The sequence below is a fragment of the Syntrophorhabdus sp. genome (genome assembly GCA_012719415.1).
In the GTDB taxonomy this organism is placed as follows: domain Bacteria; phylum Desulfobacterota; class Syntrophorhabdia; order Syntrophorhabdales; family Syntrophorhabdaceae; genus Delta-02.
This window is the reverse complement of record JAAYAK010000072.1, coordinates 116,806-130,945: the sequence shown is the minus strand read 5'-3', so window position 1 is coordinate 130,945 and position 14,140 is coordinate 116,806. Positions and strand designations below refer to the sequence as shown.

At 58.9% G+C, this 14,140-nt stretch carries 11 protein-coding genes; 2 read left to right on the top strand and 9 right to left on the bottom strand.

Annotation, left to right across the window (positions count from 1 at the left end; translation table 11 throughout):
- Positions 1-21 precede the first annotated feature (21 nt).
- The 8 genes from GXX82_04890 to GXX82_04855 form a co-directional block, all read right to left on the bottom strand.
- Positions 22-1,359: an acetyl-CoA decarbonylase/synthase complex subunit gamma gene (locus tag GXX82_04890; protein ID NLT22364.1), complete on the bottom strand. Its 1,338-nt coding sequence runs from the start codon at positions 1,357-1,359 to the stop codon at positions 22-24.
- 108 nt (positions 1,360-1,467) lie between these two features.
- The gene (gene cdhC / locus GXX82_04885) at positions 1,468-3,675 is read right to left on the bottom strand and encodes a CO dehydrogenase/CO-methylating acetyl-CoA synthase complex subunit beta (GenBank protein ID NLT22363.1); all 2,208 of its coding nucleotides are present in this window, start codon (positions 3,673-3,675) and stop codon (positions 1,468-1,470) included.
- A 55-nt stretch (positions 3,676-3,730) separates the two neighbouring features.
- Positions 3,731-5,677 (bottom strand): anaerobic carbon-monoxide dehydrogenase catalytic subunit, encoded by a 1,947-nt coding sequence (gene cooS / locus GXX82_04880; protein ID NLT22362.1) that lies wholly within the window; start codon positions 5,675-5,677, stop codon positions 3,731-3,733.
- Positions 5,678-5,695: 18 nt separating this feature from the next.
- A complete protein-coding gene (locus GXX82_04875; protein ID NLT22361.1) occupies positions 5,696-6,640 on the bottom strand; it encodes an acetyl-CoA decarbonylase/synthase complex subunit delta in 945 nt (314 codons plus the stop codon).
- Positions 6,641-6,680: 40 nt separating this feature from the next.
- Positions 6,681-6,896 (bottom strand): hypothetical protein, encoded by a 216-nt coding sequence (locus GXX82_04870; GenBank protein NLT22360.1) that lies wholly within the window; start codon positions 6,894-6,896, stop codon positions 6,681-6,683.
- Between the two features lie 3 nt (positions 6,897-6,899).
- Positions 6,900-7,787 carry a bifunctional methylenetetrahydrofolate dehydrogenase/methenyltetrahydrofolate cyclohydrolase FolD gene (gene folD, locus GXX82_04865; GenBank protein ID NLT22359.1) on the bottom strand — a complete coding sequence of 296 codons (888 nt, stop codon included), beginning with the start codon at positions 7,785-7,787 and terminating at the stop codon, positions 6,900-6,902.
- A 13-nt stretch (positions 7,788-7,800) separates the two neighbouring features.
- On the bottom strand, positions 7,801-8,571 hold the full coding sequence (locus GXX82_04860; protein ID NLT22358.1) for an AAA family ATPase: 771 nt from the start codon (positions 8,569-8,571) through the stop codon (positions 7,801-7,803).
- A 134-nt stretch (positions 8,572-8,705) separates the two neighbouring features.
- Positions 8,706-10,625 carry a DUF4445 domain-containing protein gene (locus tag GXX82_04855; protein ID NLT22357.1) on the bottom strand — a complete coding sequence of 640 codons (1,920 nt, stop codon included), beginning with the start codon at positions 10,623-10,625 and terminating at the stop codon, positions 8,706-8,708.
- 249 nt (positions 10,626-10,874) lie between these two features.
- Here GXX82_04855 and GXX82_04850 point away from each other — a divergent pair, with 249 nt between their 5' ends.
- Positions 10,875-11,624, top strand: coding sequence for an IclR family transcriptional regulator (locus tag GXX82_04850; protein NLT22356.1), 750 nt, complete (start codon positions 10,875-10,877; stop codon positions 11,622-11,624).
- A 146-nt stretch (positions 11,625-11,770) separates the two neighbouring features.
- On the opposite strand, the gene GXX82_04845 is transcribed toward GXX82_04850, so the two are convergent.
- Positions 11,771-13,441, bottom strand: a complete 1,671-nt coding sequence (locus tag GXX82_04845) for an alkaline phosphatase (protein NLT22355.1) — start codon at positions 13,439-13,441, stop codon at positions 11,771-11,773.
- Positions 13,442-13,590: 149 nt separating this feature from the next.
- Between GXX82_04845 and GXX82_04840 the strand changes: the two genes are divergently transcribed.
- On the top strand, positions 13,591-14,133 hold the full coding sequence (locus GXX82_04840) for a hypothetical protein (GenBank protein ID NLT22354.1): 543 nt from the start codon (positions 13,591-13,593) through the stop codon (positions 14,131-14,133).
- The last annotated feature ends 7 nt before the right edge of the window (positions 14,134-14,140 follow it).

Here is a 14,140-nt window from a genome sequence, read left to right as displayed (position 1 = left end):
ACCTATTACCCATCACCTGTCTCATTTCCACGTCTTCAGATACGCCGGCAGGTGTGCTGCCTCCCGCGGGCCTATCATTATTTTCCAGCCTTGCAGTTCCTCTTCCAGGTCTCCCAGTATCGCGGCGGCGTAGCCGGGGATGATGAGGTTGCGGTGCTTTATCTTCTCCTCCACACCGGACTTCTTTATGAAGGAGCCGACCAGGTCGCCAACGAACTTGCCGGCTGCCCAGGCGGTCATCACAGAGAGTCCTTCCGTATCCATGATGCACAGCCAACTCGGCACGCGCGAGTTCTCGACCTCCCCGCTGACGATGAAATAGGTGAGCGAGAAATTGCACGTCACGAGGACCGGCGAGTTCTCATCTGGATTGTTGATGGGATAGATGCCTTCCTTCGTCGTCATGGGGCGCTGGGGATCGGTGTATATATTAAGCCTTTGGAGGAGAAGGGGGAACAGGGTCTCCCCGGTGATATCACTGAGCACTATTATCCCCGCGTACTTCGCTACGAAGAGCGAAGCGATCAAGGTCTCCTTCATGGGGTCGTCCGTCATCTCGCAGGGAAAGGTGATCGTGGGAAAACCGAGTGGTTTGAACTTGCTGATGAGTGCGGCGCGCCTGATGGCGATCTGGTCCGTAAAAGCATCCCTGACCCCTCGCGCGGAGGTGTCGATGACGAGGTCCTTGAGTCCCATGGCCGTCAGTTTTTCCGTCAGGGCGGCCACTTCGTCGAACCCTTTGCCGACAACGGCAAGGGGCACTCCGTAGTCCTTCGCCAGGGCTCCGAAGGCCTCGTGATTGTCCAGTGTCGCCGCGTATATGAGGGGCTTTTTGTCCCGCACGATATCGAGGGCCTCCTTCATCACCTGCACCTCTCCGCACACGAGAATGACAGCGCAGGGCCTCACAAGAGCGGACTTCACGATGGCGATGAACCTGTCCTTGTTGCCCGTGAACTTGATAGCGGCCATCTCGGGCTTCATCGTCACACCCACGCGTTCGTACTGGAAATACTCCAGTGCGGTGAGGCGACGTTCCACCTCGCCGTCATCCATCGTGTCCGTTATGAGAACGGCGATACCGGGTTTGTTGAAGAAGGTCTTCTCGTGACGAAAGAGCACCGTCTCCCCGCCGATCTTCACCCCGTAATCGTCGACACCGATGGACACCTGTCTGATGGGCGGCGCGCTCGCGTCGGAAAGCTGGGTCTTCGCGTCCGCAGAGACGTGCGGGCACAGGTCAAGCTCGGTCTTTCCCGCGGCCAGCGCCATGGCAAAGGCAAGGCAGGTGGGAAACTTGCACTCCCCGCAATTGGTCTTGGGAAGAAGCTTCAGTATCTGTATCCCCGTTAACGCCATCGAAATCTCCTTTCAGAATGATACAGGTCATAGGTAATAGGTGATGGGTCATGGGAAAGGAAATCTGTCTTTCCTATCACCCATCACCTATTACCCATCACCCGTCTTTTACAGCAGATCTTCCATCCCCAAACAGGGATGTCCCTTTTGTGTTATGTACTCCAGCACCTCTTCCTCCGTCTTTGCCACTGTATCGTCGGCGATCATGTCAGGAAGATCGGGATAACCCAGCTCTTCACCTCTCTTTTTCAGGCGACCATGGATCTCGTCCTTGAGCCTCTTCGGCATCCAGGCGATCCTCAAAAGACCGCCGTCACCGCTCAAAAACTTCTTCTGGGTGATATTGTACTTGCTGTGACCCAAAAACCCGGGCACTTGCGCGCCGCCGCCGACGGAACCCGCAAGGCTCGTGAATTTCATGCCGCAGGGCGTCATATCCGTAAAATCACGATCGACGGTCATGATGGCGTTGCACATGGGCAGGATGGCGGCGATGCATTCACAGCAGCCGCAGGTGGTCATGGGATCGACCATGAGGCTGTAGAGGCTCACGTTCTCCAGCTTCTGGCGGGACGCCTTGCGTATGTACTCGTTGCAGCCGCGGAACTGGCCGTACCGTTCATCGATGACGACGCCCTTCTGGATGGGCTGGTTGGGCCCCTCGGGGTTGATCTCGTACGCGGCGCGGCAGTCGAGCCAGTTGTATGCCCCGCACAATCCCGTCCTCTCCGGGCTTATGACACAGACGTGGCTCGGGGCGAAGGACTGGCAGAGGATACAGGAGTAGAAGGTCTCCGTGGTCTCGTCCGTCATTCCCTCGATGCGCGCGTCCCTCTGCGCGTACGCGGCCCGGGCAACGTTAAGGACCTCGCGGACCTTCGCCTCGTCGGTATAGATCTTCACCTCAACCTTGTCGAAGATGGCGCCGAAGTCCTGGTGGTACTTGGCGTGGATGATCCTGCCGATGTCCTTGAGAGTAAAACCCTTGTCCACGGCCTGGCGGGATACCCTTATCCAGGCGATATCGCGCTGGCCGATGTGCATGATCCCCTGCGCCTGATTGATAAGGTGATGGTTCTGTCTCTCCAGGATGGGCTCGAAGTCCTCCTGGAAGTTGCGCCCCGCCACCTCGGCAACCATGGCGAAGTGGAGCCGTGAGCCGGCGTCAACGTCGGGGACATCCGGCCCGATCACTTCCACACGTCCGTCCTCCACCTCTTCCATGTTCCTCGATGTCGTCAACTCCACCGCGACCGTCCGTCCGCCGCCCATCTCGAGGTAGATATCCTCTCCGCGGACACGTTCACCTTCGAAAGCGGGACCGTAGGACACGGGGATGGGGACCTTCGCTACCTGGACCTTGAGACCCCGGACCTCCACAGCCTTCTGCACGATCTGGTCGTGAGGTATGTTTGAAACCACGTGCTCGTAGGTGCAGATGCCCGTCGGAAGGACCTGCGGTATGGGCGTGTCGGCGATCGTCGGGAAACCCCAGTTGATCGCCCCCGCGGCGTTGGCGTACCATTCATCGGTCACGTCCCCGAGAGCAAGGACAAAGGCATATGTCCTGTCCTTGTTGTATATGAGGTTCCGTCGGAAATCGCCCGGGCGAATACCGCCGAAGGCCATGGCGACGCGACAGGCGAATCCGATGGCGAAGACCGCCTGCTGCATATCGGGCCCGAAGGGAACAAGACGCGTCGGCCAGCCTATCTGGACCCCTGCCTCAACAAGCTGCTCGGCAAAACGCTTCCCACCGTTCTGCCCGACCATGAAGACGTAGAGGTTCTTCTCCTGGAGCTCAAGGGCGATCTTTGCCGCTGTCCCCGCGTCCGGGGCCGCGCCGGCTATGGCCGCGAAACCGGGGGCGGTCCCGTCGACGAACTCGACCCCCCTCTTCCTGAAGATCACGTCGTTCGCGGCCCCCAGCCACATCGTCCCTTCCGTCACCTCTTCGGAGTCGGCCGCGTACCTGTCTGGTTCTTCGAGATAACGCACGGCCTCTATCATCTCTTCCGCGAAGAAGGTGGCCATGCCCGCGTCGAGGGCAGGGGCCAGGTACGGGAGGGGAACGCTCTCCCTGACGGGAGGCGGGATGAGTCTCCGGCACATATCGAGGACACGCTCCATGTCCTTCACCTTCGAGACCGCTATACCCGTCATCGAGTATATGATGGGCAGGTAGTATGCCGTGTTCGGAAAACCGATCTCCTGGTCAGGCCCGTGTCTTTCCAGGGCCTCGCGATATTTCGCCTCGGCCTGGGCGAAGATCTTCCGGGCGCCCCGTATCGCCGCAGATGCTATGATCTTGGACATTCATCCACCCTTTCGTCTTTCACGTCCCGAATAGCCGCAGTCCCCGTCATATCCCTTACTCCATCGCCCTTCTCATGGCCATGTCGAAAAGAACGCGTTCACGCCCCTTATCGATACCCAGGGCCTTGCGCTTCTTGTCGATGTGGGCGATCATGAGCGCGGCCGCCTTGACGGGGTCCTGCTCGAAGGCCCACATCCCCTTGTACATATCTTCGTATTCATGGAAAAGGTGTTCCGTGACATTCTCGCTCCCCAGCGTGGGCCAGGTGGTGCCAAAAACGGTAAAGATCCCTGAGGCAACGAAGTACTGACCGATGGAGATGGCCTTTTCGCTCATCCACTCCGGCGCCGCGCCGGCCGCCGGCAGATCGGAGAGGTCGTCGCCAAGACCGCCTTCCTTCACCATGGCCGTCGCCGCTATGAGTATCCTGGAATTGTCGACACAGGAGCCAAGATGAAGGACGGGAGGGATCCCTATGGCCTCGCACACCTCCGCGAGCCCTCCGCCCGCATTAAGATGCGCCGCTTCCGCCGTCAGAAGCCCGGCCTTGCCGCAGGCCATGGCGCTGCAACCAGTCGTCAGGACGAGGACGTCGTTCCTGATGAGCTCCTTTATCATGGCCAGATGGGCGGCATCATGCTGCGTTCTCACGTTATTGCACCCGACGACGCCGGCCACACCTCTTATCCTTCCATTGGCGATATTATCGTTGAGCGGCCTGTAGCTCGCCCGGAAGAGACCTCCCAGCAGGTAGGTTATCGTCTCGTGGCTGAAACCCGCCACCATGTCCTGGCTCTCTGCCGGAATGTACACCGCGTGGCGCCTCTTGGGGTAATTCTCGATGGCCATCGTGAGAATTCTTTTCGCGATGTCGAGCCCCTGTTCCGGATGGAATTCGATATGCTCGGCCCCCTCGATCATGGCCCTGTCGGAGGTGGTGATGAGTCTCGTGTGAAAACATTCCGCCACGCTCGCCAGCCCCTGCATCTGGCACTGCACGTCGACGGTCATGAGTTCGACGGCACCCGTGACGAGGGCCAGTTCCTGCTGCAAGAAATTGCCGGCACAGGGTATGCCGTGACGCATGAGTATCTCGTTGGCGCTGCAGCACATACCCGTCAGGTTCACACCCTTTGCCCCGACCTTCTCCGTGAGCTCCCTGATACCGGGATCATGGCTCGCGGCAACGAGCATCTCGGGCAAGAGCGGCTCGTGGCCGTGGACCACGACATTTACATGGTCTTCCTTCAAAACACCGAGATTGATGGAGCCGAGCACCGGAACAGGTGTGCCGAACATGATATCCTGAAGCTCCGTGGATATCATCGAACCGCCCCAGCCATCAGCGATCGCCGCGCGCGCGGCTTGCTGAAGGATGTGCCGGTAATCCTGATCCACCCCCATGTGGGTCCTGTGCATCACCTCCACTATCTCGCGGTCTATGCCGCGCGGCAGGACCCCCAGTTTTCTCCAGATCTCCTGTCTGCGCAGAGGCGCCTTTCCCGCGTAGATGAGCTCGCCGCTCTGCTTGCCGAACTCGTTCAGTGCCTTTTCCCCAAGCTCTATGGCTATGTCTTTCACGTCACGCTTCTCTATGTCGATGCCGAAGTCCAGAGCAACCTCTAAAAGCTTTATCTCGTCCTTGATGGAAAAACCCTGCGACTCGCCCCGGGCAGTTTTCAGAAAGGTCATAACGACCTCGCGGGCGTGGTCCGAGTGGGCTGCCGAACCGGCCGCGACTTTCCTGGCAAAATTTCTGGCCACCACGGTATCGACAGTCGCGCCACAAACACCCATACGTTGCGAGCTTTCGCCTTTCTTTGAGCGCGGCATCCTGCAAGGCCCCATGGAGCAGATCTTGCAACAGCTCTCTTCCACCCCGATCGGACAGGGTCTCATCACGTCGGCGCGGGAGAAAACCGTTGAGATACCCTCGCGTTCGGCCTTGTCGATGAGTTCCAATGTTGCCTTGTCGATGCTCTTTTCCTTGCCGTCGGCCATTGTCTCTCCTTTTGCGCCTTACGCGCAGAGCTCGCCGATCATGCCCCTGACGAGGGACACGCTGTCGGGATGGCGCATTACGACGATGTCCGCCCCGGCGACAAGAAGCGTTATCGCGGTGACCGCCTCCATGAGGATGGAGCGCCTCCTCTCCTCGCCCAGCTTCGGGTCCTCGTCCTTCGTCAGCCTCGTCTCCCGGGTCTTCCATACCTCCGGGGCAAGGTTGCAGATGATGGGGAACTGGAGCTTGGCGTCCTCCTGCGTGAGTGCCGCCATCCTGTCGCGCTCCATCACCGAATAGGTGTATTCGAGGCCATAGCCGAGGCCTCCCGTCGTGGGATCGATGACGATCTTCTCCTCGTTGACCCCAAGGTTGCCAAGCAGGATGTTGAGCTGTTTCGCCAGGTTGACGTCTATGGGAGAGGACGCCATGACGACCTGGCCGTAACCGATGGCCATGGCTCCTATCTGCTTGTAGTTCTTGTCCGAAACGGGACCGACGGCCACATTCCTGCCCTCGCAGGCCTCGGCGACCCTTCTTAAGAGCTCGCCGTCCTTCTCGTCGTTCGCCGTTCCCCAGACGAGAAGGGGCACTTCGATGGCGTCAGCCACTTTCTTCACGACCTCGACGACGTCTTCGGTCCCTTTGTTCTCACCGTTCGGGTCGGCGCTTCTAAGCTGGAGGACGATCATCTCGGCCCCATAGGCATCGACGCATTTCCTTGCCCAGGCAACGGGATCGGAGAGCACATCCCGGTAAGGCTCGATGGCCCACTCCTGCCATTCTTCGGGAGGTCCGTCCCAGACCTCGAAGGCGACCCGTGGAACATTGGGCATATCGCCCTCGAAACGGTGGAAGGGGTAACAGCTCGCGCCGCCTATGCGTACCGCCTTCGGCCCCGTGCCCAACTGAACCTCCCGGATCTTCCCGGTATACTTTATCTTAGGAATCTCAAAGGCCATCTCTTCCTCCCCAGTGCTGAACTATATATGAACGTCACCCTCAGGCTTCCTGTTTTCTCTTCTCGCTCCCGTACCAGTCGGCGCTGTACCAGTAACGCATGGCAGAGCGTATGAACCCGAGTCTTTCATCGCGGCTGGAAAGCTTCTCCCGCCAGTCTCCGCGCTCCTCGGGCTTGCCTTCCTCGAAGGTGGCCCCGAGGACCTTCACCTTCCTGCCCGCGTGGTCTTCCTTCTCCTCGTACCTGTAATCTTCCATGTCTCACTTCCCTTCCGCGGCCATTTCAGCCGCCTTGAGCGTGTTCTGCATGAGCATGGTGATCGTCATGGGCCCCACACCACCCGGAACGGGTGTGATGACAGAGGCCTTCTCCTTCACCGTCTCGAAATCGACGTCACCGCAGAGTTTCGCCTTGCCCTCCGCGGTCATGCCTATCCTGTTGACGCCGACATCTATCACGACGGCACCGTCCTTGACCATGTCGGCGGTTATCGCCTTTGCCTTGCCCGCCGCGACTATGAGGATGTCCGCCCTCCGGGTGTGCCACCCGAGGTCCCTTGTCGAGGTGTGGCACATGGTCACCGTGGCGTTGGCGTTCACCTCTTTCTGGACAAGCATCATGGAGATCGGCTTGCCGACAAGGTTGCTTCTCCCGACGACGACGACCTCCGCGCCCTTCGTCTCCACGCCCGCCATCCCGAGAAGCTCCCTGATGCCGAAGGGCGTGCAGGGATAGAAACGCGCCTCGCCTATCATGAGCCTGCCCAGGTTCATGGGGTGCAGACCGTCCACGTCCTTGTCGGGGTCTATCGCATAGAGAACCCTCGTCTCGTTGATATGCTTGGGCAACGGCAGCTGCACGAGGATGCCGTGTATGGAGGGGTCGCTGTTGTACTTCTGGATGAGGTCGAGAAGCTCCTCCTCCGATACGCCTTCCGGCTGGTCGTCCTGAACTGAGTAGAAGCCAAGCTCCCTGGCCGTCCTCTGCTTTCCGGTGACATAGCTCACCGAGGCGGGGTTGTCGCCAACGAGAATGGTCACGAGACCCGGCGTGACACCTGTTCTCTCGCGAAGCGCCACCACGTCCCGGGCTATTCGCTCCCGGACCTGTTTCGCCGCGTCTGTTCCGCTCAGGATCCTTGCCGTCATACACCCCCCTTAATCACAGACTTGCCGCCCCGTCAGATCCCATCGTCCTCTCGAAGATGGCCCAGGCATCCACAAGCGAGCCCGACGCGGATGGGAGCTCGAAAACGCTCTTTCCTTCCGCGTCGGCGCGAACGAGGTCCTCATCGTCCCTGACGATGCCGCCTATCGCGACACCTCTTTCCCGGGCGACCTTCTCCAGCATACCTCCGTCCTTCCCGCTCACGCGGTTGACTATGACAACGGTCTTTCTTATATGAAGACCGAGTTCGCCTATGATCGACAGGATCCGCGACACTGTAAGGATCCCCCGCGGCGTCGGGTCGGATACCACGTAAAGGATATCTACGTCCTGCGTCACGAGCCGGCTCATGTGCTCCATGCCCGCTTCGTTGTCGACCACCACGAAGGCGTAGTTGCCCTTCAGTGCGTCGATATACTTCTTCGCCATGCTGTTTGCCGCGCAGTAACACCCGGGGCCCTCGGGCCTTCCCATGACGAGAAGATCGAAACCCTTCGCCTCGATGACCGCCTCCTGGACCTTGTACTCCAGCCAGTTGTCCTTGCTCATCCCCGTGGGGACATCCTCCTTAAGCTTCTCCCGTGCCTCTCCGATCGTGGCGTGGACGCTGAGACCCAGCACCTCGTTGAGATTCGAGTTGGGATCGGCATCCACGGCAAGCACCGGTCCCTTCCCCGCCTTTTCGACGAGATACCTGACGAGCATTCCTCCTATGGTAGTCTTGCCAACACCGCCTTTACCCGCAAGCGCGATCACTTTAGGCACAGGGGCCTCCTGCGGAGGCAGGTGATGGGTGATGGGTGATGGGTAATGGGAAAGACCTTTTTTCATCTATTCCATAACATGCGACCCATGATCCACGATCCATTTTCGTCTCTCTTCTCATAACCTATTACCTATTACCTATGACCTATGACCTGTTCTTTCTCCAGGGCCTTCATCGTCTCCGGAAAGGCCCTGCCGTCCGTGTGGGGGAGGAACATCGCCGCCATGAATTCGTCCATGAATTGCGTACTATTCGACAACTCGATGTTTGTCATCGACCGCGCCACCTCACCCGCCTTATCGAAAAACCTTCGGGAGACCGCCGCTATCCTGGCGCCTCCCAGCGACGCGTTCCCCATGAACCGGAAACGCTCTGCCGGCAGTTCGGGTAAAAGACCCATGACGATCGCCTTTTCGACGTCTATGGAGTGACCGAAGCCTCCCGCAATAATAACCATATCGAGATCGCCAAATGCAAGGCCTCCATTCTCGAGGAGCACCGAGCAACCCGCGTACACCGCCGCCTTCGTCCGCATGATGTTGTCGAGGTCTATCTCGGTAATGACGATGTCCCGCTCGATATTCGTTTCCGAGGCGAAACACAGGACATACTCCCGGCCGTTCGAGCCGTCCCGTACCCTTTTCGTCTTTAGCCCGCCCGAAAACTTCCCGTTGCGGTCGATGACACCCGCGAGAAGAAGCTCCGCCACGATGTCGATGAGCCCGGAACCGCAGATGCCGAGCGGCTTTTTCCTGCCTATGGTGAGGATCATCGGCTCCAGGGTGGCAGGGTTGATGCGCACCTTTTCGATGGCACCCGGGGCCGCCCGCGTGCCGAACTCGATGCCTCCGCCCTCAAAAGCAGGACCGGCGGAACAGGACGCGCACAGGAGCCATTGCCCGTTCCCGAGCACTAGCTCGCCATTGGTCCCGATATCCATGAAAAGTGATACGCCGTCCCTTTCCGTCATGCCCGAAAGCGCCACCCCGGACACGATGTCTCCCCCCACGTAGGATGAAACACCCGGAATGGCAAACAGACGCGTATGGGGCGCGGTCTCGAGACCGGCCTCCCCGCAGTCGATCGGTGGGAAGGCCGTCGCAAGCGGGGTGTAGGGGGCAAGCATGATGTATTTCGGCTCTATCCCGTAAAAAAGGTGCATCATCGTCGTGTTCCCGGCCACGACGACGTGGCTTATGTCCGCCCTGTCAACACCCGTCTCTTCCAGGAGCTCACCGATGAGGAGGTTCACCGTGGAAACGACGACCTCCTGAAGCTTCTTGAGCCCGCTCAGTTTTCCCGCGTACATGATCCTGCTGATGACGTCCTCTCCGAAACTGATCTGCCTGTTGTAGTCCGAAGAGGACGCGAGGATGATGCCCTCCCCGTCCTCCCGGTCACAGGAGAGGAGCTGGGCGGCAACGGTGGTCGTCCCGATGTCGACGGCAATGGCGCAATGGGACGCCCCGGCATCAACCTTCGTGATGGATGTGATCTCTTTCCGGCCGCTCATGACCACATCGACGGTGACACTCCAGCCCGCGTCCCTGAGCCTTGCACCGAGGCCCCGCATCACCCTCAAGGGCAGCATGACGGATTCCCCGCATCCCGGCTCTGACGCCAATGCCCGTGCTATCCTCGCCGCGTCTGAAACATTGTCCTGCGCGTCGGGACGATGGATATCGAGATTGAACCTTTCCACCAGCGGCTCCCGGCCGTATTCGCCGAGGAGCACCTCGTCGATCCCTCCCGCGTCCACGTCGCTCATCACGGTCGATCTTCTCAGGACGCTTCTGTCCACCTGCGATTCCAGCGGGATCTCGATCACGGCATCGCTGCTGACGGTGGAAACGCAGGCAAGACGCATCCCCGCGGCGTAGTCCTCCTCACTGATGGAAGGATGGGTGGATGAGTTGAGGGTGCCCTCTGTCATCCGTACCCTGCACTTTCCGCAGACTCCCCTTCCTCCGCAGGACGCATTGATATGCACCCCCGCCTTCATGGCGATCTCGAGTAAGTCCTCTCCTTCTTCTGCCGGGATGGTGCGCTCCATCGGCAGAAATCTTATTCTGTATTCTGGCGGCATAGTTTTCAGACACATCATTGTACCAAATTCTCCCACCTTTGAACATACCCTAAATTTCCGGTGCCGCCGTTCCTGGTGCCGCCTACCGGAGTAGCGCGTTCACTATCATAAATGTAGACGTGGCTATCTGGTGTCACCCTTTTTAAAGCTGTATTATCAACAGATTAACGTTGACAAAAGAACTCTGATACTATATAGTGTTCACCATCGTGAATTATGTACAGCGCGCCCGTCATAAAGAAAACCTTTGAGGTCCTTTCACTCATCGTAGACAGCAAGCGGCCCCTGGGTGTAACGGAGATCGCACGAACTCTTGCATTGAGCAAAAGCACGGTCTTTGGCATACTCAAAGCCCTGCAGGAAGAGAACCTCATCGTGAAGAGCAAGTCCACGAAGCGCTACACGATAGGCGAGGAACTCTTCAAGATCGCGAAGAGGGTGCTTCAGGGCGGGGAGCTCAGCTCCGTCGCGCGTCCCTTCCTCGAAAAGCTTGTCGAGGACGTCGACGAGACGGTCTTCCTTTGTGTCCGGGAGGATAGCGTCGTCAAGGTCATCGATACGATAGAGACACGGAAGAAGCTCAAGATATCGTCCCCCGTCGGAACACGGCTCCCCATCACGGCATCCGTCTTCTGCAAGGCCTTTCTCGCCCCCATGGAAGATGCGGATATCCGCGATTTTCTCAAGGAAAAGGGCCTGCCCAGGTATACTCCGAACAGCATCACCGACCTCGACCGCTTCATCGATGAGATACGGGTGACACGGAAACGTCATTACAGCCTCGATCTCGAAGAGTATCTCATGGGCGTCAGGGCGATAGCCACCCTCGTCTACGCCAACGATTACCCCGTTGGGGCCATCTGCATCCTCGGTTTCACCGGTTCCATGCCCACCGACAAACTGCCGGAAATGGCACAGCGCCTCGTCGGCACCGCCCGTAAGATATCCGAAAGACTCTCACAGTAAAAACAGTTCAAGGGTTCAAGGGTTCAAGGGTTCAAGGGTTCAAGGGAAAGACCGCGAAGGGGGTCGGCTGCCAAGGGAATTCGTACACCTGCCGAAGGCGCCGGTGCCCTTTTTGTCTTTTACTCTTGAACTTTTGAACTCTTGAACTATTGAACATTCTTAAAGATGTCCACCGCCTGCCGGGGGATGTAGACTTTGCCCGTTTGGGGGGCGAGGACGGTGATGCCTTCCAGTGTGCGGGTGGTTTCCGTCTTTCCCTTTATCTTCATGATGTTCTTGCTCAGGGGCAGCTCCGCCCTCTTGCCCGCCGATTCGACGATGAGGACCATGTTGCGGGAGTCCCTGCGGTCCAGGGTCACCGATGTTCCGACTCCATTGAAAGCCTCGTCGGCGGGGATGAAAAGGCGTCTGTCCACATCGGCGAGGGCGAATCCCATCGCCTTTGCGGTGATATGGGCTATGTCAGAGTTCTCTGTCATCCGCAGAGGTCTGTCGATACCATAATAATAGAAGAAGAGGTCTTCGCCCGTATGCCCCTGGGTCGTCCAGCCCACACCGCTTCGCGCGCTCACGACAGGGCCTGTTGCTCCATTCATCCTTCCGGGCTTCGCGGACCGGACGACCGCCATCTCCTCCGGTGTCAGGTCGTCTATCCCGAGATATTCCGATATCACCCTCTTCACGTTGTCCTCCGACCTGTCACCCTTCAACACCTTCTCGATACCTTCACCGGTGAGAGACGCCTTCCTGAGAGGGCCGACAACCTGTTCATGCCGGAGCCGGGAGTACGTTTTGTCCGTCACCCGGTTCCCTATCGACATGCCGCCATTTCCATGGTCCGAAAACGCGATCACCATGGTACCGCCATCCTTGCGCGCAAGATCGAGGGCGATCCCAACGGCCTCATCGAAGGCAAGGACATCGCTTATCACCCCAACAGGGTCGTTCGCGTGCGAGGCCCAGTCGATCTTGCTTCCCTCCACGAAGAGAAAAAAGCCCTTCGGGTTCTTCGACAGGACCTCGATCGCCTTGGCCGTCATCTCCGACAGGCCTGGTTCGCCCGGCGACAGGCTCTTTCTGTCAAGATCGTACGCCAGCGCGTCATCGGCAAACAGGCCCCAGAGCTTCGGTGATACGGCTCCCAGCATCTCCTCCCTGTTCGCTACGAGACGGTAGCCCTTTGACCGGAGGACGCCGATGAGGTCCTCGTCACCCTTTCGCGTACCTCCCTTGCCCGCGGGAAGCAGGTATCGCCTCCCGCCTCCCAGGACGACGTCGATGTCCTGATGAACCTGTTGTTTTGCGATCTCGTCGTAATCCGCCCTGTCGGGCCAGTGCGAGGAGAAGGCGGCGGGAGTCGCGTGCTGGATGTTGGAGGTGGCCACGAGACCCACGGACCTGCCGCTCAATTTCGCCCCCTCCAGCACGGACGCTATCGGCTTGCACCGGGACTCTCCGGGATCGAAAACCCCCGGCACGATGGCGGCGCCGCATGGCATTATGCCCACGGATCTCCCCATGGACTTGAAACCGCACGCCAGGGCCGTCGCCGCAGGCGCGGAGCCGGTTATCAGGGAGTCGGCACTGTAGGTCCGCATCCCTCCCACATACATCGCGTCGAGCGAGAGAGGGGCGCCCTTGTACCATCTCGCCAGGGTTGTATGGGTAGAACCCATTCCGTCCCCCACAAGTACGATGACGTTCCTGAAGACCCTTTCCCCGGAGACCGCAATGCCGCTGACGGAAAGAAGAATGGCCAGCGCCGCGAGACATACGGCCAGTAACGGCAGTGTCGCTATCGGATACCTGTTTTTCATTGTTCAAGCCCCCCGCTGACATTCATCGCCCGAAAGCATGTCATATGTATATTACTTTTCAGTGCTTCTTTTGGGAATTGTTTTGTTTCTCGCCCCCATCGTGCCATACTGTTCCTGTAGCCATCATACATACAGGAGGCGAAGGCATCATGGAAGATGTGCGGAACCCCGTTCACGCTCAATTGGAACGATTTCCGAAGCAAAAGCTGATAGAGCTCATCAAGATGTACTCATGGAACTGGCACACCTGCGACGGGCTCTGGTTCTCCGGGGTGGAGGACCGTTACGGGACCGAGAAGGCCCTTGAGATCGATATCCATATGTGGGATGTCTCCTCGAAGGTGGAAGCGCGGCGGATAAAGGAGGTCCTTGCCCTCCCGGAGAACGGAGGACTCGATGCCGTCCTCAGCACCATAAACCTCATGAGCTGGGCGGCGAAGTGTTCCTACGGGATCGAACGGGACGGTGATAGAGCTCTCCTGACGGTTCTTTCCTGCCCTCCCCAGGAGGCGAGGCTGCGGTCGGGCAAGGAGGTCTTCGCCTGCCGGCCCACCTTTGACCATGGGTTCGCGAATGTCATCGCGATAATCGACCCCAGAGTAAAGGTATCCTGCAGATACTGTCCTCCAGGTCCTCACCCCCCGGGCAGCTGGTGCCAGTGGGAGTTCACGGGACCGGAAATGGCAGGATGACAGCGGG

What these genes read in the sequence shown, in the direction of transcription:
- GXX82_04845 (NLT22355.1), bottom strand. Translation starts at nt 13,441, where the DNA reads ATGAAAAACAGGTATCCGATAGCGACACTGCCGTTACTGGCCGTATGT.
- GXX82_04850 (NLT22356.1), top strand. Translation starts at nt 10,875, where the DNA reads ATGTACAGCGCGCCCGTCATAAAGAAAACCTTTGAGGTCCTTTCACTC.
- GXX82_04855 (NLT22357.1), bottom strand. Translation starts at nt 10,625, where the DNA reads ATGGAGCGCACCATCCCGGCAGAAGAAGGAGAGGACTTACTCGAGATC.
- cooS (NLT22362.1), bottom strand. Translation starts at nt 5,677, where the DNA reads ATGGCCGACGGCAAGGAAAAGAGCATCGACAAGGCAACATTGGAACTC.
- GXX82_04840 (NLT22354.1), top strand. Translation starts at nt 13,591, where the DNA reads ATGGAAGATGTGCGGAACCCCGTTCACGCTCAATTGGAACGATTTCCG.
- GXX82_04870 (NLT22360.1), bottom strand. Translation starts at nt 6,896, where the DNA reads ATGGAAGATTACAGGTACGAGGAGAAGGAAGACCACGCGGGCAGGAAG.
- GXX82_04875 (NLT22361.1), bottom strand. Translation starts at nt 6,640, where the DNA reads ATGGCCTTTGAGATTCCTAAGATAAAGTATACCGGGAAGATCCGGGAG.
- cdhC (NLT22363.1), bottom strand. Translation starts at nt 3,675, where the DNA reads ATGTCCAAGATCATAGCATCTGCGGCGATACGGGGCGCCCGGAAGATC.
- folD (NLT22359.1), bottom strand. Translation starts at nt 7,787, where the DNA reads ATGACGGCAAGGATCCTGAGCGGAACAGACGCGGCGAAACAGGTCCGG.
- GXX82_04890 (NLT22364.1), bottom strand. Translation starts at nt 1,359, where the DNA reads ATGGCGTTAACGGGGATACAGATACTGAAGCTTCTTCCCAAGACCAAT.